Origin of the sequence: Undibacterium sp. TJN25, from assembly GCF_049339885.1 — a bacterium.
Classification (GTDB): domain Bacteria; phylum Pseudomonadota; class Gammaproteobacteria; order Burkholderiales; family Burkholderiaceae_D; genus Undibacterium.
Map to the genome: position 1 here is coordinate 239,517 of NZ_JBMPPM010000005.1, position 17,374 is coordinate 256,890.

Annotated in this window: 17 protein-coding genes and 1 tRNA gene; 13 read left to right on the forward strand and 5 right to left on the reverse strand. The window is 58.1% G+C overall.

Translation table 11 applies throughout. The features are described 5' to 3' along the window. Positions 1-92 precede the first annotated feature (92 nt). The 8 genes from ACO0LO_RS14445 (at position 93) to ACO0LO_RS14480 (ending at position 8,578) form a co-directional block, all read left to right on the forward strand. The gene (locus ACO0LO_RS14445; RefSeq protein ID WP_422964928.1) at positions 93-1,187 is read left to right on the forward strand and encodes an ABC transporter substrate-binding protein; all 1,095 of its coding nucleotides are present in this window, start codon (positions 93-95) and stop codon (positions 1,185-1,187) included. 11 nt (positions 1,188-1,198) lie between these two features. Continuing rightward, the gene (locus ACO0LO_RS14450) at positions 1,199-2,134 is read left to right on the forward strand and encodes an ABC transporter permease (RefSeq protein ID WP_422964929.1); all 936 of its coding nucleotides are present in this window, start codon (positions 1,199-1,201) and stop codon (positions 2,132-2,134) included. A 4-nt stretch (positions 2,135-2,138) separates the two neighbouring features. Further along, on the forward strand, positions 2,139-2,906 hold the full coding sequence (locus ACO0LO_RS14455; protein WP_422964930.1) for an ABC transporter permease: 768 nt from the start codon (positions 2,139-2,141) through the stop codon (positions 2,904-2,906). A 79-nt stretch (positions 2,907-2,985) separates the two neighbouring features. Then, entirely contained in the window at positions 2,986-4,230 is a 1,245-nt protein-coding gene (locus tag ACO0LO_RS14460) for an MFS transporter (RefSeq protein ID WP_422964931.1), read from the forward strand. After that, positions 4,227-5,117 (forward strand): ABC transporter ATP-binding protein, encoded by an 891-nt coding sequence (locus ACO0LO_RS14465; RefSeq protein ID WP_422964932.1) that lies wholly within the window; start codon positions 4,227-4,229, stop codon positions 5,115-5,117. The genes ACO0LO_RS14460 and ACO0LO_RS14465 overlap by 4 nt, the downstream gene beginning before the upstream one ends. Before the next feature lie 207 nt (positions 5,118-5,324). After that, the gene (locus ACO0LO_RS14470; RefSeq protein WP_422964933.1) at positions 5,325-6,374 is read left to right on the forward strand and encodes an ABC transporter substrate-binding protein; all 1,050 of its coding nucleotides are present in this window, start codon (positions 5,325-5,327) and stop codon (positions 6,372-6,374) included. A 62-nt stretch (positions 6,375-6,436) separates the two neighbouring features. Next, positions 6,437-7,501 carry an ABC transporter substrate-binding protein gene (locus ACO0LO_RS14475; RefSeq protein ID WP_422964934.1) on the forward strand — a complete coding sequence of 355 codons (1,065 nt, stop codon included), beginning with the start codon at positions 6,437-6,439 and terminating at the stop codon, positions 7,499-7,501. Positions 7,502-7,531: 30 nt separating this feature from the next. Continuing rightward, entirely contained in the window at positions 7,532-8,578 is a 1,047-nt protein-coding gene (locus ACO0LO_RS14480; RefSeq protein WP_422964935.1) for an ABC transporter substrate-binding protein, read from the forward strand. Positions 8,579-8,653: 75 nt separating this feature from the next. On the opposite strand, the gene ACO0LO_RS14485 is transcribed toward ACO0LO_RS14480, so the two are convergent. From ACO0LO_RS14485 to panE, 4 genes are all read right to left on the reverse strand, one after another. Then, a complete protein-coding gene (locus ACO0LO_RS14485; protein WP_422964936.1) occupies positions 8,654-9,430 on the reverse strand; it encodes a substrate-binding periplasmic protein in 777 nt (258 codons plus the stop codon). 495 nt (positions 9,431-9,925) lie between these two features. Then, positions 9,926-10,019, reverse strand: a tRNA-Ser gene (locus ACO0LO_RS14490). 166 nt (positions 10,020-10,185) lie between these two features. Then, positions 10,186-11,436, reverse strand: coding sequence for an aspartate kinase (locus tag ACO0LO_RS14495; protein WP_422964937.1), 1,251 nt, complete (start codon positions 11,434-11,436; stop codon positions 10,186-10,188). Positions 11,437-11,961: 525 nt separating this feature from the next. Next, on the reverse strand, positions 11,962-12,915 hold the full coding sequence (panE, locus tag ACO0LO_RS14500) for a 2-dehydropantoate 2-reductase (protein WP_422964938.1): 954 nt from the start codon (positions 12,913-12,915) through the stop codon (positions 11,962-11,964). A 273-nt stretch (positions 12,916-13,188) separates the two neighbouring features. Here panE and ACO0LO_RS14505 point away from each other — a divergent pair, with 273 nt between their 5' ends. The 5 genes from ACO0LO_RS14505 (at position 13,189) to ACO0LO_RS14525 (ending at position 16,951) form a co-directional block, all read left to right on the forward strand. Further along, positions 13,189-14,259 carry a flavodoxin family protein gene (locus ACO0LO_RS14505; RefSeq protein ID WP_422964939.1) on the forward strand — a complete coding sequence of 357 codons (1,071 nt, stop codon included), beginning with the start codon at positions 13,189-13,191 and terminating at the stop codon, positions 14,257-14,259. A 120-nt stretch (positions 14,260-14,379) separates the two neighbouring features. After that, positions 14,380-14,976, forward strand: coding sequence for a DUF4142 domain-containing protein (locus ACO0LO_RS14510; protein WP_422964940.1), 597 nt, complete (start codon positions 14,380-14,382; stop codon positions 14,974-14,976). A gap of 33 nt (positions 14,977-15,009) precedes the next feature. Beyond that, positions 15,010-16,002 (forward strand): Ku protein, encoded by a 993-nt coding sequence (locus ACO0LO_RS14515; RefSeq protein WP_422964941.1) that lies wholly within the window; start codon positions 15,010-15,012, stop codon positions 16,000-16,002. Positions 16,003-16,174: 172 nt separating this feature from the next. Next, positions 16,175-16,432 (forward strand): hypothetical protein, encoded by a 258-nt coding sequence (locus ACO0LO_RS14520; protein ID WP_422964942.1) that lies wholly within the window; start codon positions 16,175-16,177, stop codon positions 16,430-16,432. Between the two features lie 120 nt (positions 16,433-16,552). Continuing rightward, positions 16,553-16,951, forward strand: a complete 399-nt coding sequence (locus tag ACO0LO_RS14525) for a polyhydroxyalkanoate granule-associated phasin (RefSeq protein ID WP_422964943.1) — start codon at positions 16,553-16,555, stop codon at positions 16,949-16,951. 23 nt (positions 16,952-16,974) lie between these two features. Here the strand turns inward: ACO0LO_RS14525 and ACO0LO_RS14530 are convergent, their stop codons facing one another. After that, positions 16,975-17,229, reverse strand: a complete 255-nt coding sequence (locus tag ACO0LO_RS14530) for a hypothetical protein (protein ID WP_422964944.1) — start codon at positions 17,227-17,229, stop codon at positions 16,975-16,977. Between the last annotated feature and the right edge of the window lie 145 nt (positions 17,230-17,374).

Below are 17,374 nucleotides of genomic sequence, written 5' to 3' on the forward strand. Positions count from 1 at the left end.
CATGCCTGCCGGCTTGTATCAACAAGCTGGCTTGAGCGGGAATGCGTAGGAACAACTGCAAAAATAATTGCAGCAATAACTGGAATTTATCGATGTCAGAATCAACTGTTTTTTTTCGACAACACCGGCATGTGGCCAGCGTGCTGGCAACGGTGGCACTGGCAGCGTTGCTGTCTTTGCCGCAGGCGGCCCGCGCAGCCGCGGCGGCAGGTTTGCCGGACGCGGTGCGTATAGCCGCGGTTGCGCGCAATGCGGAGTCCGGCAAGACGCTGTTTGCAGGGTCGTCCGCGCTGGTGGCGGAACAGCGCTGGCTGGAAACTGAACTCGGCAAGCTCGGCGTCAAGCTGCAGTGGGTGCCGGTAACGACCAATTCGGTTGCCGTGCAGGTGAATGAGGCATTCGCCAGCAAGTCCATCGACTTTGCGCAGTATGGCGACTTGCCGTCGATTATTGCCAACGCCTCCGGCCTACATACGCAGCTGGTCGTGCCGGGCGGCAGCCTGAACAACACCTATCTGGTGGTGCCTTACAATTCTCCTGCTCGCTCGATCAATGACCTGAAAGGGAAAAAGATCGCGCTGCATAGGGGACGTCCTTGGGAGTTCCCCTTCTCGCGGCTGCTTGCCGCAAACGGGTTGACCAACAATGATGTCAAGCTGCTTAACCTGAATCCGCAGGCCGGAGCGGCAGCGCTGGCCAGCGGCAGCGCCGATGCCTTCTTCACGCTGAGCGACGCCTTCCTGCTGGAAGATAAAAAAATCGGCAAGATCATCTGGGCCAGCAAGACTGCGCCGCAAGACTGGAAGATGCGCGCCGAGCTGTGGGGCGACAGCAGCTTCCTGAAGAAGTATCCGCAACTGGCGCAACTGGTCGCTACTGCCTATGTCAAGGTGCACCAAGGTGCAAGTGCGGAAGCGGGGAGGGAAGAATTTATCCGTTACGAAGTGCTGGCGGGCCAGCCGGAAAGCGTAGTGCGGCGCGAACTGGCCGATGACAATACGCAGTGGAAAGCGCGCTGGTCGCCGCTGTTCACCCCGGAATTAAAAGCGCACTACGCTGCCGAGGCCGACTATGCAAAAAAATCCGGTCTCATAGGCAAGCCGCTGGACACGGCAACGCTGTATGACCCTCAGTTCGTGAATCAGGCGCTGGCGCAATTGAAGCTGCAGCACTTCTGGTCGCCATAGGCTAGGCCGACATGAATTCAGTAAGCATATCCCGCGTGCCGGGAAGTCCATTGGGGATACAGCCTGCAGCCGGTATCGTCGCGCCTGTTGCCATGCCATCACCGGCCGTTACGGCTGCCACGGCGGCTGCGGCTACAGCTGTTGAGCAGGCCGTTCCTCCTTCGCTTGCGTTGCCGCAGCAGAGCCTGCTTCAGGGCTGGCTTGCTTCCCGCTGGTCGGCCTGGACATCTCCCGTATTGCTGCTTGTGCTGTGGTCGCTGGCCACCGGGCTTGACTGGGCGCCGGAGCAGATTCTTGCCTCTCCACTACAGGTATTACGCACGGCATGGGAAATGAGCATCAGCGGCGAGTTGCCGCAGCACCTGGAAATCAGCTTATACCGTTTGCTGGGCGGATTCGCCCTTGGCAGTATCGCAGGCGTAGGATTCGGCGTGCTGCTGGGCTTGTCGCCGCGCCTGCGGGTCTATGTTGCGCCCACGTTCAACGTGCTGCGCCAGTTGCCGTCTGTCGCGCTGATTCCCCTGTTCATACTCCTGTTCGGCATAGGCGAAAGCTTCAAGGTCTTCATTGTGGTCAAGGCGAGTTTTTTTATTGTCGCACTGGCGGTGCATGACGCCATTGCAGGACTGTCGCCAAGGTATTTCGAGGTCGCTGCAGTATTCCGTTTCTCGCGCTGGCAGGTAATACGCAAAGTGGTGCTGCCTGCGATCGTTCCAGCCACGCTGACCGGCATCCGCATCGCGCTGAGCCGTTCGTGGATGGTGCTGGTCGGCGCAGAGCTGCTGGCGGCAGATAGCGGTCTGGGTCAGATGATGGAAATGGGGCGCCAGATGTTCCGCCTTGATGTAGTAATGATAGGCGTGGTGCTGACCGGGGTCATCGGTTTTTCGCTCGACCGCGGGTTCCTGTGGCTGGAAGCACACCTGATGCGCTGGAAAGGAAAGTGACGCAATGAAATCCGACCGCGTTGTCGATTTTGCCAAGGGACTGGTGTTGCCTGTGCTGCTGTTGGCTGCATGGGAGTGGTCATCGCGCCGGGGAGGCGGTGCGGCGTATGTGTTTGTGCCGTTGCGCGAGCTCTGGAGTGGCTTCATGGGCTTGTTGGGCTCTGGGGAGTTGTGGCTGCACCTGCGCGCCAGCCTGCTGCGCACGTTAATCGGGCTACTGGCAGGCGGCGGTGTGGGAATCGCGACGGGCGCGCTGGTCGCACAGTCACGGATTGCCGAACGTCTGATCGATCCCTTGTTTCACAGCGTCCGCCAGGTGCCGCTACTGGGACTGATTCCTTTGCTCGGACTGTGGGTAGGCAGCGGGGATACCGCCAAGCTGCTGGTCATCGCGATTGCGGCGTTTTACCCCACGGTATTGAATACAAGCGAGGGCATACGACAGGTCGAACTGCGTTACCGGGAGGTAGGCCGCATGCTGACGCTGACGCAGCTGCAAACCTTCCGCCGCATCCTGCTGCCGGCCGCATTGCCGGCCATCGTCACTGGCGTTACACACGCACAGGCGTTTGCATGGCTGGCCTGTCTTGGCGGAGAGCTGCTGTTTTCCGCCGGACCCGGCATGGGCTCGCTGCTGATCAATGGCGAAGTATCCGGCCGCATGGACGTTGTGCTGTTGGCAGTGCTGGTCATCGCATTACTGGCACAGCTGATGAACCTGGTATTCAATCGCCTGGCGCAGTTGCTGATGCGAGGACGCACCAGCCAATAAGGGAATAGGCGGTAGCGCCACAAAACCGCCGGCGCAGTTTGTATCCGGCTTCGTAAACTAATCAAAAATCGTCCATTCCATGAGCCAGCTACGCACACCGGCAGAGGTACGCAACTTCCTGATCGGCTTTATCAGCCTGACCCTGCTGTCCGGCCTGACGATAGGCATGAATAAGGTACTTGGCACACTGCTAGGCATCCATCTGGAGGTGAATAACCTGCAGCTGGCCTTCATCAGCAGCGCTGAAACCCTGGCGATGGCAGTGGGCACCTTGCCAGCCGGTTTTATCCTCTCGCGTGGCAATCCAAAGTACCTATACGCCGCGGTCAGCCTTACGCTGTCGGCTGTATTTTGTATTCTTCCGTGGTTGCCGGGCTGGCACTGGGTGGCACTGCTGATGTTCCTGGTGGGCCTGTGCATTGCGTTGCGCATTGTCGCGATGAGTACCGTCTTCCTGGTGCGGCTGCCCGAGATTGGCCAGGGCAAGGCGGGCTGGTACAAGGGGACGCTGACGCTGGGCATGCAGTTCCTGGGGCCGTTGACCGGCAATTACCTGATTGCCCAGCTCGGCCTGAAAGCCGGCTTTCTCATCTCTGCGGCAATGTTCGCCTTGCTGGCGGTACTTGGATGGCAGGTCTTGCCTGCCGTGGCCGGCAATGGCAAGCGGGCAGGAAATGCGCAAAGCGCCAGTTCCCTTCGCGAACTGGTGCGCCTGCCTGCGGTGCGTACCACCTATCTGTTTGAAGTGCTGGCCAGTTTCACCGCGTCCAGCGTCGGCGTGTTCTCCATCCTGCTGGCCATCCGCGTGCTGCACTGGCCGCGCCAGCATTCGGTATGGCTGATGGCGGTGCAGGGCCTCAGCTTTGTCGCCGTGCTGCTGGTGCTGGGCAACGCCGTATTGAAAAGCCCCCACCGTGACCGCTACTACGGCGCTGCGCATCTGGCCATCATGGCTGCCTTGCTGCTGCTCGGCTTGCTGCCCTATACCGTATCTTATCTGTTCGCCTCGGTACTGCTGGGCCTTGGGCTGGGAGTGAACAATCTGGTCAATACCGACCGAATTGCCAGGGCGCCTGTTGACAAGGCAAAAGTGTCGTCCCATCTGACGCTGTTCGGCATGGCAGGCGGCGCCGGCGGCGCGCTGGCTGCGGGCCGGCTAGCCGACCTGATAGGCCTGCAGCATGTGTTCCTGGTATGGCTGTTGCCATGGCTCGTCGCCTGGCTGGCTTACCACTTGCGCAAAACTGAACCGGTATCCGCGCCGCCTGCGCCTGCTGCATTGGCAAACCCACTGGCACCCGCACAAGGAGAAGCAACAATATGAATGCCCCGATTTCCCCGCTGGCGCTGAACACCGCCCAATTGTCAGACCGGAAGCAGCGTGCAGGCGGACTTTCCATACGCCATGTGAGCAAGTCCTTTGCATTGAAAAGCGGACCGTTGCTGGTGCTGGATGATATTTCGCTGGAGATAGCGCCGGGTGAGTTTGTCGCCATCGTCGGCGGCTCCGGTTGCGGAAAATCCACGCTGCTGCGTTTGCTGGCCGGGCTGGACAATGAATACCACGGGCAGTTGCTGCATGACGGCGAAGCCGTCCGCGGCGCCAGCCTGCAGCGCGGCCTCGTATTCCAGGACCACCGGCTGTTTCCCTGGTTGACGGTAGAACAGAATATTGGCCTCAGCTTTACCAATACAGATGTGCCGGCTGCGGAGCGGCGCCAACGCGTGGCGGAAGAGATTGCGCGTGTCGGCCTGGACGGTTTTGCGGACGCCTATCCACACCAGTTATCGGGCGGCATGTCGCAGCGCGCGGCGATCGCGCGTGCGCTGGTAGGGCGCCCCGATGTGCTGCTGCTGGATGAGCCGCTTGGCGCACTGGATGCATTGACACGCCTGCGGCTGCAGCAGGAGTTGCGCCGCCTATGGCAGGAGGAGGGCATTACGATGGTGCTGGTGACGCATGACATCGAAGAGGCCGTCTATCTGGCGGATCGTGTCGTGGTGTTGGAAGCGCGTCCGGGGCGCATACGGCGGATACAGGAGGTGGCGCTGGCGCATCCCCGCCAGCGGGGCCAGTCCGGCTTTGTGGCTATCCGCGATGGCTTGCATGCCGATTTTGTTGAACTCGTTGACGAACCGCCTGTTGCGTTTGCGCCGGCTCCCGACGCGCGCTGGAGCGGCAATGAATGGGCGCAACGGCTGGCGCTGTAGCAAATGGCAATCCACTGCTGCGTGGCCAGCAGCGGCGCTGCTGCCGTGACAGCAGGAATAAGGCCATTTCAGAAATATTTACGCGTAATCAAAGACTTATGTGCCACACCCGTGCTGGCATCCGGCTTGCAACAAAGGGAGTGCCGGTAACCGGTACGGCCCCGGCGGGGAATCATCCCCCATTTATTTCCACCCAAGGAGAACATCATGAGCAATTCACTCGACACGCTGTGGTACACACGCTGCCCGGTTCCTACCGGTCTCGGCCTGGCCCTGCAAAAAGGCTGGCTGGAAGATGCTTTCCGTTCCAAGGCGACTAACATCAAATCCTTGCGCGAATCCAACGACAAGGCGGTGCGCGAATCCCATTTCGATCACACGCTACAAAATTCGGTACGCCACGGCGGCAATATTCCGGCTTTATGGGCCCGCGCGGCAGGGCGAGAAACGCGCGTGCTCGGCTTATCGTGGGCGGATGAAACGCAGCGTATCCTGACCCTGCCCAGTAGCGGCATCCGTACCGTGCGGGATCTGAAGGGGCGCCGTTTCGGCTTGCCGAAATGGGTTCATGCGCAGATCGATTTTGCGCGCGCCCAGGCGATCCGTGGTCTGGAAAACGCGCTGAAACTGGAAGGTCTGGAGGTCGCCGACGTGGAGCTGGTGGACTATGTGATCGATGCCGGCCAGAGCGACACTGTCGCTGAGCGCATAGCCGGCACCAACGTTTTTAGCGGCAGCCGCAGCGGCCAGAGTGCGGAACTGGTGGGCTTGCTGCGCGGCGAAGTCGATGCGATTTTCCTCAAGGGCGCCAGCGCCGCGCATACGGCGCATCAGTTTGGCCTGCATACCGTCATTGACACGGGAATCCATCCCGAGCCGCTGATCCGCGCCAACAACGGTACGCCTCGCACGCTGACTGTGGACGTGAACCTTATCGATCAGCATTTCGATGCCGCGGTCGGTATCGTCGAGCAGGTGCTCAGGGCGGAAACCTGGGCTCACAACAATCCCGACGAAACCCGCCGTTTCCTGGCGCGTGAGACCAATAGCAGCGAATACTGGGTTACGGCTGCCTATGGCGAAGATGCGCATCTGCGCGTGCATACCGATCTGTCCGGCACTTCCCTGGATGGCTTGCAGGGTTTCAGCGACTTCCTGTTTCGCTGGAAGTTCCTGCCTGCGCCGGTGGATGTCCGTGCATGGGTCGATCCGCGTCCATTTGAAACGGCGCAATCCTTGCTGAAGCGCGCCGCCTGATGAAGGCGCCGGCCCTGCTTGTTCGGCGTGTTCGGCTTGTATGCGTTGTCTGGCGATGTTGCGTGAGTTACACCGGCTGCCTGCGGGCAGCGTCGTTACTAGGCCTCGCTTTGTCTCTATGGCATGGTACGGCGGCCTTTGCCGGGCCGCCGGCTATACGCATTGCCACCACAGCTTTTACCGAGAATGGCAAGCTGGCCTTGAGCGGCATACCTTACCGCGTGCAGCAAGAAGGCTGGCTGGAACAGGAGCTGCAGAAACGCGGCGTCAAGCTGGAATGGTTTCCGGTCACCGGCGATACCGGGGCCACCATCAATGAAGCTTTTGCCAGTGGCCGTATCGACTTTGCCAGCTATGGCGACTTGCCTTCCGTGATATTGAATGCAGGCGGCGTGCGCACCCAGGTGGTGGTGCCGGCCGGGCGCGGCACCGACTTGTTCCTGCTGGTGGCGCCCGGCTCGACCGCCACTTCTATCCGCGACCTGAAAGGCAAGCGCATCAGCATCCACCATGGACGCCCCTGGGAGCTGGGCCTGCTGCACCTGATTGAAGACAACAAGCTGTCGCCGAAAGATTTCAAGCTGGTTAATATGGACATCAAGCCTGGCGCGGCGGCACTGGCAACCGGCGCGGTTGATGCGCTGTTTGTATTGAACGGCTACCAGCTGGAAGACAAGGGCGTGGGACGTATCATCTGGACCAGCAAGGGGCTGCCGGAACGAAAAATGCGCGCCGAACTGTGGGGCAGGCGCGATTTTACGCAGGCCAATGGCGCACTGACCGAACTGGTCGCCACCGCCTGGATCAAAGCCCAGTACTGGGCGGCGCAGGATGCGAACCGGGAGCTGGTAATAAAAGACGGTACCCGCCCCGGGGTTGCCGACAGTGTCGTCAGGCGTGTTTACGATGATCCTTCCCTCGCATGGAAAGACCGCTGGTCGCCCTTGTTTGACGACGTGGTGGTCCGGCATTACCGCGATGTGTCTTCATTTGCCAGGCAGCAGAAACTGATCCGCAAGGACATTGCCGCCGAAGAACTGCTGGAGCCGCGTTTTGTGGCCGCCGCACTGAAAAATCTCGGTCTGGGCGCTTATTGGACCGCACAGACTGCGCCTGTAAAGAAATGAATTCTTATAAAAAGACACGGAGAATCCGTCATGAGTGAACATGCGCGCGAGCAGCCGGCCACCATCTGGTACACCCGCGGCTCGGTGCCGACGCCGCTGGGCATCAGCGCCCAGCTGGGCCTGCATGCGAGGGAGTTTGCCGCCGACGGCATCGCGATTAAATCGCTGCAGGCATCGGATGATCCGGCTGAACTGGCTTCCCATTTTGAGCACAGCCTGCCTGATTCCTTCCGGCTGGGCGGCGCCGCACAGCCCATCTGGGCCCGGGCAAAAGGGCGGGATACGCGGGTGATCGGCATTTCCTGGATAGACGAATACCAGGCCATCCTGGCGCTGCCGGAATCAGGGATCCGATCCGCTCGCGACCTGAAGGGCCGCAAGCTGGCGTTACCGCGGCAGGCGCCGGGCAACTACGGCATCGACGTAGGCCGTGCCACCGCATTGCGCGGCCTGCTGGTGGCGCTGGAAACGGCAGGACTGGGTCATGCCGATGGACAATGGATAGACGTCGCGCAGCGCAGCCTGGATGCCGTGCCGGAACCCGACACGGAAGTGAGGCGCGGCAGTCCGCATCGTTATACCGCGCTGGCGCATGCCCTGGTAAAAGGCGAGGTGGATGCGATCTATGTCAAGGACGTGCGCGGCGCCGAGCTTGCCCACCTGCTTGATGCGCGCGTCGTGATCGACCTTGGGTTTCACCCCGACCCCTGGGTACACGTGAACAACTGTACGCCCCGCCCCCTGACCGTCAATGCACTGACGCTGCAGCAGCATCCGGATCTGGTCAGGCGTTTCCTGGTGGGGCTGGATGAAGCCGATGCCTGGGCCCGGCGCAACCCCGAGCAGGCGCTGACGCAGATTGCCCGCGAGACCAATTGGGCCGAAACATGGGTACGCTTTGCTTACGGTGACAAGCTGCACGAAAGCCTGGGCGTCGGCTTTTCTGAAAAATCCATTCGCGGCCTGACAATGTTCAAGGAATTCCTGCTGGAATGGGATTTCCTGAGCCAGGATTTCAGTATCGACGACTGGCTCGATCCCCAGCCTTTGCGCGCGGCGCAGTTTAATGTGCGATGAGTAAATGTTTGTTTTACTTTCCTTTGCACGCGGCCCGGCGCGGCGGTGAAGGAAAATATGTCTCTTGCAGAAACTTCAACGGCCAGGCCTATCCTCGGGTAAGCGATAGCTGCTGGACATTTCTTCGGGCGTAAAAATTGCCTGCAGGCGCGTCAGCAGTTCGCCGCTGGCCCTGATCTGCACCAGCAATGCCTGTATCTGGTCGGCATCGCTTTTTTGTAAGGCCCTGGACATATAAACGCCTGAACTGGATGTGGGGATGCCGCCCAGCCTCGTATAGTGAACTGTCTTGCTCAGGCTGTCTTTCAGCCCCAGGGCGGCCACTTCTCCGGCGAAAGTAATGGACGGCATATACGCATAATCGGCATGACCGATCTGCATCTTGCGCACGATGGTCTGCGCATCCTTCACGTATTCCAGCTTACCCCTGCGCTCCAGTTTTTCCAGCATTGCCAGGTAGTCGGGGCCGTAATTGAATCCGCGCACCACGTTTAGCTTGATTCCGGGTTTGTCCAGCAACTCCTGCACCGTGGCGGGAGGCGCATCGCTCCGGTTGCTGATCAGCATCCATTCCGTCCCCGTCATCGCTATAAAATTACCCCAGGCGCCGCGCTCGTCCGACTTGACCGACCCCACCAGCAGATCGGCTTTTCCGGCGGGCATCATCATCTCCGCGCGGGCGCGCGACATAATCGGGAAAACAAACTCGCAACCTATCCTGGCTCCGCCTTCCCGCAGCATTTCCGGGTAAATGCCAGACACTTGGCCGGTGGCATTATCGACGACAATCATTTTCCCCAGCGGCGAAGCGGGCACGACAATAGGCCGCGAGCAGACGGCCAAGCCTGGCATGCCTAGTATCATGGAAACAGTCAATAAGCTCAGTTTGGCGAGCATGGGGGCTTGAGGTAGCACTGCGGTGGATGTCCACTTCCATTTTAGCGCCGATCGTGCAATTCACCAGCAATTGCGTCGCTGTTGTGCGATATGGAGCCGAAATGGGGCGCCGATATCCGGATTCTGGCTGAGATTAGGATTTTCCTGCCTACCGCAGGCCGCGGAGTCGCTTGTAAGCGATTCCCTTCGAATCCCCCCGTAAGCCATACTGGTGGCTTACTAGTTTCCGCCTGTTCTCCCAATGAAAAAAGCCGCCTGATTTTTTCAATCAGGCGGCTTTTTAAGTATTACTGGCGGAGACTGAGGGATTCGCCTACGTTCCGCAGGCCGCGGAATCGCTCGCAAGCGATTCCCTTCGAATCCCCCCGTAAGCCATACTGATGGCTTACTAGTCTCCTTCTGAAATGAGAAAAGCCGCTTAACTGACGTTAAGCGGCTTTTCAATGTTACTGGCGGAGACTGAGGGATTCGAACCCTCGATACAGGTTTAAGCCCATATGCTTCCTTAGCAGGGAAGTGCCTTCGACCACTCGGCCAAATCTCCACACTGTTCTTTTGCGGCGTCGTTACCTTCGTCGCAATCGAGAACCGAGATAATAGCCGCTTGCGCGGCTTTGGTCAACAGTAACTGCCGCCAAAGTTATGCTTTTTGCTTCCTGGCCTGATGCGGTGCGGCCGGGTGCATTGCCAGGTCTGTTATTGCGTCTGTCTTACGCCGATTCCAGGCCGAAGGCCTTGTGCAGCGAGCGCACGGCCAATTCCATGTATTTTTCGTCAATCAATACCGAAATCTTGATTTCCGATGTGGAGATCATCTGGATATTGACGCTTTCGTCTGCCAGCGTGCGGAACATTTGCGAAGCGATGCCGACATGGCTGCGCATGCCCACGCCGACTACCGACACCTTGGAGACTTTTGGATCGCCGATGATGTTGCCGGTGCTGATATGTTCCTTGACGCTGGCTTCCAGTACCTGCATGGCCTTGGTGTACTCGCCGCGCGGCACGGTGAAGGTAAAGTCGGTCTTGCCGTCCACCGACTGGTTCTGGATGATCATGTCCACTTCGATGTTGGCATCGGCGATGGGGCCGAGGATCTGGTAGGCAATGCCTGGCTTGTCCGGCACGCCGAAAACGGTGATCTTTGCTTCATCACGGTTAAACGCGATGCCGGTGATGGTAGCTTGTTCCATGTTTGTATCTTCCTCGAACGAAATCAGGGTGCCGGAGTTGGCTTCTTCTTCCAGCGGTATCATAGGGTCGGTCAGTGACGACAGCACGCGGGTAGGCATGCGATAGTTGCCGGCGAACTCCACCGAGCGTATCTGCAGCACTTTGGAACCCAGCGACGCCATTTCCAGCATTTCTTCAAATGTCACTGTCTTCAGGCGGCGGGCATCGGACACCACGCGCGGATCGGTCGTATAGACGCCGTCAACGTCGGTGTAGATCAGGCATTCTTGCGCCTTCAGCGCAGCGGCAACCGCTACTGCAGACGTATCAGAGCCGCCGCGGCCGAGCGTGGTGATATTGCCGTTCTCATCCACACCCTGGAAGCCGGTGATGATGACGATCTTGCCTGCATCCAGGTCGGCGCGCACTTTAGCGTCGTCAATCGACGCAATGCGGGCCTTGGTGAAGGCAGAGTCGGTCTTGATCGCGACTTGCCAGCCGGCATAGGACACAGCCTGCTTGCCGATGGCTTGCAGTGCCATGGACAGCAAGCCTACCGACACCTGTTCGCCGGTGGAGGCGATCATGTCCAGTTCACGCGGGTCGGGCTGGGCCATGATTTCCTTGGCCAGACCGATGATGCGATTGGTTTCGCCGGACATTGCTGACGGCACCACGACTATCTGGTGACCGGCGTCATGCCATTTGGCAACGCGTTTGGCGACATTCTTGATACGTTCTGTCGAACCCATCGAAGTACCGCCGTATTTGTGGACGATTAAAGCCATAGATATCAAAAAAGTAATGCCGGAAACCGGATAAGCCGGCAACCAGGCGCGGTGCAGCATGCAGTGCATGACGTGTAAGGCGCGAGGCTGCGATTTATGCAGGCCGCCTGAAGCAGGGTGGGAAATGCGGAAAATCAACCCCTTACTCTACATGCTGCTACGCAAAATAACAAGTTGGGTCTGCCTATTATTTAAGCAGTAACGAAATGAAAGTTTGAAATTGCATGCAAAAACTGATGAAAATGCGTTGCCGGCAGCAACAGGTCTGCACTTGTCAGGAGGGCGCTTGGTAATTCAGTTCAGCGATATTTTGAGCGGGAAGGTGGAGGTGTAGGTAAATAATATCAATTATATTCAAGCACTTACGCTGTAGGTATTCGTATTCCGATAACGGTTGCAGGCGATGATCCGGCATCGCCTGCGGGCCTGATATCGGAAAAGCGGAGGGCGCTGTAAAATTTTTTGTCATTACTATTTTGCATAAAGATATAAGCAAAAGATTGCAGCCCCGTCGCCTTGCTGTTTCTATTTTGTTACTGATGATGCCATGCGCCTGCTTCTTGCCTCATAAGCCTTCAGGTGGATGTAAGCCACACGCAGCAATGGCAGGCCGGGCTCCTGTAACCCCAGTTGCTGGCCACGCGCTATCAGGTTGCCGATGATCTGGTCTGCTTCTACCCGCGCATGGTTCTCGATATCGCGGAACATCGACGCCGTTAACGGCGAACCCTTGGCCGTCAACAGTTTTTGCAGATATTCTTCGAAAGGAGCCGATGGTGGATAAGCTGCTGCGGCGGCAATGCTGCGGCATTCATCCAGCATTGCCAGCACAAACTGTTGGCCGCCCGGTGCTTCCAGGATGTCGCCGATTGCGCTGCGCATCAGACTGGTGCTTGCTGCCAGCGAAGCCAGCAGCACCCATTTTTCCCACATCGACTGCAGGATGTTTTCGCTGAGAACAGGATCGAATCCCGCATCCGACATCACTGCCAGTGCTGCCTTGACGCGTTCCGTTACCACGCCGTCGCGCGGGCCGAAAGTCAGTGTATGCGAAGCTGCCAGGTGCAGGATGGCGCCGTCGGCATTTACCGTGGAAGAAATGGCGCATTGGCCGCCCAGCACGCGTTCCTTGCCGAAGCGCTGCTCCAGCGTATCCAGATGGCGCATGCCGTTCAGCAGGGGCAGGATCAGCGTGTGTTCGCCCATCCCCGGTGCAAAGGAGTTGATCGCATCATCCAGGTCATAGGCCTTGCAGCTGAGGATTATCAGATCGTAGCCCGGCTGCAATTGTTCGCTCAGCACGGTGGGCGGTGCCGCCAGCGACAGATCGGCAACCGGGCTTTTGATGACCAGGCCGTTCTTGGCCAGCAGGGCTGCGCGCTGCGGCCGCACCAGGAAGGTAACGTCCCTTCCTGCAGCGAGCATCCTGCCGCCAAAATATCCACCTACCGCACCAGCGCCCACAACGAGTACACGCATGTTAAATCTCCCTTTTTTGTTGAAATATGAATTGCATTAGATGAGCTGCTTCCATGGGAAATGATTATTGCACAGAACCATAAATGTCATCGAAGGCGGCTCTCCGGTCTGCAAGCGGGCCTCTTGCATAGGCCTTGTGCGATATCGCACAGACCGCCATGTTCTTCGCTGCAATCCTGCATTGTGGCGTGGTCACGTGCAGCATCGCCGCCCACATACGACAAGCCGAAATAGTCAACAAGCCGGACCGCAACCGGCAAACGGGAGATCAACTTGACAGAACCGCGCAAAGGCCAGGCACCGGCAAAGCTGAAAAGGGATGAGTTCCACCTGGAGTTCAGGCGTTCCTTTGTGGATCCTTCGTTTGAAGCGGTGAAAGGCGAAATCGGGAAAATCGAACAGGTCGCCTGGGACAATTACATCAATAGCCACAAGGCGCCCATCACCGAAAAAGCCGGCCCGGAATTTGCGGACCCCGATTACGATATGTCGGTGGAATGGCGCGCGACGCGCGACAGGCTGATTGCGGCAGAAGCCGTGCAAAAAGATCCGGCAACCCAATCCCGCGTCCTGCTGATCTGCAGCTCCGCGCGCAACGACGGCAGCTGCCCTGGAGAAATTTCAAAGACCTTCCGCATGACCAAACTGGCAGTGGAAGTGCTGGAGTCGGCGGGCATGCAGGCCGATGTGCTTGACCTGAGCGAACTCATTTCCGCGTACGACAAGCATATCTACCCGTGCAAGGGCTGTGTATCGACCGCCATGCCGCTGTGCCATTGGCCGTGCAGTTGCTACCCCAACCACGGGCAGCGCCAGACGAATGACTGGATGGCCGAGATCTATGAAAAATGGGTGGCCGCACATGCCGTCATCATCATGACGCCGGTGTACTGGTACCAGACGCCGGGTGTGCTGAAACAGATGATAGACAGGCTGGTGTGCGCCGACGGAGGCAATCCGGACCCGACGACGACCTCCGGCAAGAACGCCAGCAAAGCCAAGGACCTGGAACTGCAGGGATGGCCGTATCCCAAGCATCTGGCAGGCCGCGCCTATGGTCTGGTCGTACATGGGGACGTTGCCGGTATTGAGGGAGTACGGCGTGGCTTGTCGGACTGGCTGGACTGGATGGGCCTGATTGAAGCCGGCAAGATGGCGCGCCTGGACAGGTTCATCGGCTACTACGAATCCTATGCGAAAAGCCATGAAGTGCTGGATCTTGACTTGGCGATGCAGGAAGAGGTGCGCAATGTTGCCAGGGCAGTTGCCAACGCAGTGTCCGGCATCAGGGCCGGACATCTGGCTGAGCCCGATGAAGGGCTGCGGCCTCCCCGCCCCAAATAAGCGCTTCGCTTTTTCCTACATCAGCGCAATGCCCGTTCTTACGGGCATCCTACAGCCATGCACCGGCCGAATTGCTAACATGGATTCCCGATCCAGCCCTGCATGCAAAGGAGAAATTCCATGAGCGTCAACTCTTTGGTAAGTCCATTCTTTTCCCGAAAACCCCATCGCAAATCCATGGTCATACTGGCGGCCGCAGGGCTTGCCGTAGCCGGTGCAATAGCTGCGGTGTCGCATGCGCGCGCTGCATCAAAGGAAGTAGAGGGGCAGCTTGGCCGCATCGATAAGGAATTCCTGCTGGATGCCGCGCAGGCCGGTACTACGGAGATTCTTGCGAGCAAAACTGCTTCCGGCAAGAACGCCTCGCAGCCAGTAAAAACATTTGCTGCCGCCATGGTGCTCGACCACACCAAGGTCGCTGATGAGTTGAAGCAGCTGGCCAGCAGCAAGGGCGTCAGCGTGCCCGACGAGCCGGGCATGAAACAACAGGCGCTGATGGCCAAATTGAATGTGCTGAACGGACCGCAATTCGATCAGCTGTATGCAGACGAGGTAGGTGTGGCAGCGCATAAGGAAGCCGTTGCACTGTTCCGCAAGGCTTCAATCAGCGGGAAAGACGCAGATGTGAAAGCGTTTGCGCAAAAGCATCTGCCCGCGCTGGAACATCATCTGCAAATGGCGCAAAACCTGAAAACGGCGGTGGACAAGCAACAGTAGCGGCAAGATAAAATAGAGCGGACAGGAGGCAGTATGCAACGGGCATTGTGGAAGGGCGCCATCAGCTTCGGGCTGGTGCATATACCGGTGGAACTTTTTTCTGCGGTAAAAGAGCATGATCTCGACCTGACGATGCTGGACAGGCGCGACTTTTCGCCCATTGGTTTTCGTCGCTATAACAAGCATACCGGCAAGGAAGTAAAGTGGGATGACATCGTCAAAGGATATGAGTACAAGGACAACGAATATGTTGTGCTGTCGGACGAAGACTTGAAGCGCGCCAACGTGGAAGCGACGCAGACGATAGACATCCTTGCCTTTGTCGATGCCGCCGATGTTCCGCTGACCTACTATGACCACCCCTACTATCTGACGCCCGGCCGCGGCGGTGACAAGGTGTATGCGTTGCTGCGCGAGACTTTGCGGCGCGCCGGCAAGGTCGGCATTGCGCAGGTGGTGATACGCACCAAGCAGCATCTGGCGGCGCTGGTGTGCATGGACCAGATGATCGTGCTGAATACCCTCAGGTATGACGATGAGATACGCGACACCGGCGAACTGGATGTTCCCGCCAAAAGCCTGAAGACGTCCGGCATCAGCGACAAGGAAGTGCAGATGGCGCTGTCGCTGGTGGAGGGCATGACGGAAAAATGGGAACCGCAGCAGTACCATGATACCTATCGCGAGGATGTGCTCACGCTGGTCAAGAAAAAAGTCAAGGCAAGGCAGACCAAGACCATCACCGAGCCGCAACCTGAACGGGAGCAGCCTTCCAGCGCCAAGGTAATCGACCTGATGGCGTTGCTGAAGCAGAGTCTCGGAGGCAAGCCGGGCGCAAAGTCCGCAGCCAAGACAGAAACCCGGACTTCTGCCAAGCCGGTAACGCTGCATGCTGTACCTGCCGGCGCAGGCAAAACCGGGAAGTCCTCCGCTACGGCAAAAACTGCCGCCAAAAAAACAGCAAAGCCGGCGCGAGCCAAAGCGCCCGCGAAACGCGCTCCAGCGGCGCAGCGGGCACGCGCCTGATCTTGCTTTTGGCCGGGGCGGCGTAGTTGTCTTTCAGAAAGGCGGTCCGCTCCTACATGCAGTGGTGCAGGCATCCTATATTTCGCCCCCGAACGACTGCTTACAATAAATCCATTGTCCCGGACTTTGTCCGGCAACCTATCATGCTTGTTATTTATTACTGGAGTTTGCCATGTCTACTTTTGTCCCTCAAGACCGCCGCAATATTTTCAGCGTCTATGCCACCAGGCAGGGTGATGGCACCTACACCGGCCACGTGCGGCATCAGGTAGAAGGATCGCCCGACAAAGAAAATATCTACGATGCTGGAACTTCGGGCACGGAAAAAGAAGCGCTGGAAGAAGCGCACGCTTTCGCCGCCAAATATATCTCGGATCATAATTACGATGATCTGCGGGATGCCGATATGGTTGCCCCACTATCCAGTTAAAGCTTTTGAACAGGTGCTGCTCTCGCTAAAGCAGGCGGCAGTCCTGCTTTGTTTTAGTTGCGGTATGCTTGGCGTAGTGCTTAGATGTCCTTGCAGGTCTCACCCATAACGGGATTCAATATGAACAAATCCGCGCAGCGCAAGACAAACCGGCTGATACAGCAATCTTCGGAGTTGATGTTTGCCGTTCCGCAAGTGATGGCCCACAGGCTGACGCGCATGGCGCTTGCCGGCCACCAGCCGGGGGCTAAAGACGCCAAGGAATTTCAGTTGATGGGTGCCGAGAAAGTGGCGGCATTCAATGAATCCTGGATGGCAATGGCGACGCAGGCAATGCAGTCTCAGCAGCAGGTCGCACTCGGTATGATGAGTGCATGGCTGAACCCCACACGCAATGCCTACGGCAGCGTCAGCCAATTACAGTCCGCCGCGCTGGATATCATTGAAAAGGGTTTTTCTCCTGTGCACAAGCGCGCCGTCGGGAATGCACGGCGACTCGGCAGGAACAAGGCGAAATAAGCCAGGTTGGCTTGTACAGCGGCCTAGCGCCAGTCTGATTCGAACAGGTAGTCCTGCTTGTGCAGATCGCGATAGGCCTGATACAGGAACATGCCTACGCCGCACGCAACTATGAGGACCGATACAGTCCATAGCCATTGCGGCAACTCGTCGCGGCACAGGCCTGTATAGCTGCATACAGTCCCCTGCGAAACCCGCAGGAAATTAATCAGTGCCAGCCCGAGGATCGAGAGAAAAAAATACTTAAAGCAGCGATATTTGTTAGGAATTTTACGCATTTTGAGTCCCTCCTTTAAAATCAAGATAGCTTAAAAATGCGGTGCAGTGTTGTTAAAAAAAGCAAAAAATTACGCGCCCAATGCAGTAGTTCAGGCGCCGTCATTTCAAATCATCGGCTTAAGCTCTCAAGTTAAAGTGTTACCT

Bases quoted from the DNA above. Each gene is read 5' to 3' on its own strand.
- ACO0LO_RS14445 (WP_422964928.1), top strand. From the start codon at position 93: ATGTCAGAATCAACTGTTTTTTTTCGACAACACCGGCATGTGGCCAGC.
- ACO0LO_RS14450 (WP_422964929.1), top strand. From the start codon at position 1,199: ATGAATTCAGTAAGCATATCCCGCGTGCCGGGAAGTCCATTGGGGATA.
- ACO0LO_RS14455 (WP_422964930.1), top strand. From the start codon at position 2,139: ATGAAATCCGACCGCGTTGTCGATTTTGCCAAGGGACTGGTGTTGCCT.
- ACO0LO_RS14460 (WP_422964931.1), top strand. From the start codon at position 2,986: ATGAGCCAGCTACGCACACCGGCAGAGGTACGCAACTTCCTGATCGGC.
- ACO0LO_RS14465 (WP_422964932.1), top strand. From the start codon at position 4,227: ATGAATGCCCCGATTTCCCCGCTGGCGCTGAACACCGCCCAATTGTCA.
- ACO0LO_RS14470 (WP_422964933.1), top strand. From the start codon at position 5,325: ATGAGCAATTCACTCGACACGCTGTGGTACACACGCTGCCCGGTTCCT.
- ACO0LO_RS14480 (WP_422964935.1), top strand. From the start codon at position 7,532: ATGAGTGAACATGCGCGCGAGCAGCCGGCCACCATCTGGTACACCCGC.
- ACO0LO_RS14485 (WP_422964936.1), bottom strand. From the start codon at position 9,430: ATGCCAGGCTTGGCCGTCTGCTCGCGGCCTATTGTCGTGCCCGCTTCG.
- ACO0LO_RS14495 (WP_422964937.1), bottom strand. From the start codon at position 11,436: ATGGCTTTAATCGTCCACAAATACGGCGGTACTTCGATGGGTTCGACA.
- panE (WP_422964938.1), bottom strand. From the start codon at position 12,915: ATGCGTGTACTCGTTGTGGGCGCTGGTGCGGTAGGTGGATATTTTGGC.
- ACO0LO_RS14510 (WP_422964940.1), top strand. From the start codon at position 14,380: ATGAGCGTCAACTCTTTGGTAAGTCCATTCTTTTCCCGAAAACCCCAT.
- ACO0LO_RS14515 (WP_422964941.1), top strand. From the start codon at position 15,010: ATGCAACGGGCATTGTGGAAGGGCGCCATCAGCTTCGGGCTGGTGCAT.
- ACO0LO_RS14520 (WP_422964942.1), top strand. From the start codon at position 16,175: ATGTCTACTTTTGTCCCTCAAGACCGCCGCAATATTTTCAGCGTCTAT.
- ACO0LO_RS14525 (WP_422964943.1), top strand. From the start codon at position 16,553: ATGAACAAATCCGCGCAGCGCAAGACAAACCGGCTGATACAGCAATCT.
- ACO0LO_RS14530 (WP_422964944.1), bottom strand. From the start codon at position 17,229: ATGCGTAAAATTCCTAACAAATATCGCTGCTTTAAGTATTTTTTTCTC.